Source organism: Vibrio sp. D401a (assembly GCF_030248515.1).
Classification (GTDB): Bacteria; Pseudomonadota; Gammaproteobacteria; order Enterobacterales; family Vibrionaceae; genus Vibrio; species Vibrio rotiferianus.
This window is the reverse complement of record NZ_JAHGAI010000040.1, coordinates 1-774: the sequence shown is the minus strand read 5'-3', so window position 1 is coordinate 774 and position 774 is coordinate 1. Positions and strand designations below refer to the sequence as shown.

1 protein-coding gene is annotated in these 774 nt (G+C 43.5%); it reads left to right on the top strand.

All coding sequences use genetic code 11. The features are described from left to right. Positions 1-130 precede the first annotated feature (130 nt). A complete protein-coding gene (locus KIV41_RS17050; RefSeq protein ID WP_285337072.1) occupies positions 131-628 on the top strand; it encodes a restriction endonuclease in 498 nt (165 codons plus the stop codon). Positions 629-774 lie beyond the last annotated feature (146 nt).

Genomic DNA, 774 nt, shown 5'->3' with positions numbered 1-774 from the left:
AGTGTTTAAGGTGGTGTGTGGCGGTTTCGGTATTGCGTTGCTCACACCTTAACAGGGCGTTATGTTTACTCTAAATTCCAAGCACTTCCCCCATATCGAGTGCAGTAATTAATCTACTGGAGATAGGTCTATGTCGGACGTTACATGGGAAACATACGAAGAAGTTGCACAGTACCTTATTGATAAGTTTGCTGGTGAGTTCGGTCTAGAAAGTGTTGAGGGCAAACAAACAGTTGCTGGTGACAGTGGTACCAACTGGGAACTTGACGCAAAAGGGATTCGAGGCGATGGTGAGTCAATTGTCTTGGTTGAGTGTAAGCGTTATACAACAAAAAGAGTATCTCAAGAAGTCATCGCTGGTCTTGCTTTCCGTATCATTGATACAAACGCAACTGGTGGCATTATTGTGTCACCTCTGGGGTTACAGAAGGGCGCTGAGATCGTTGCTGAACACGCAGATGTTATTAACGTCCGTCTAGATAAAGACTCTACTACTCAAGAGTATGTAATGGAGTTCTTAAATTCAATTTGTGTGGGGCTGACAGATACCATTTCAGTAAGTATGAGTGAGTCTGTGAGTATAACGATACAACATGCGGATGGCACGGTAGAGCACCGAAAACTGTAAACATAACAAACAATTTAAGAGTGATTCAGCACGTTTGGCATTTTTGGTTTGGGTTAAGTTTAGTGTTTATGGTGGTCAAATTGAGTGTCGTGGATGCGTGCTTCACACCTTAATTGGGCGTTAGTCGCCCGAGTACCCCACGTTTA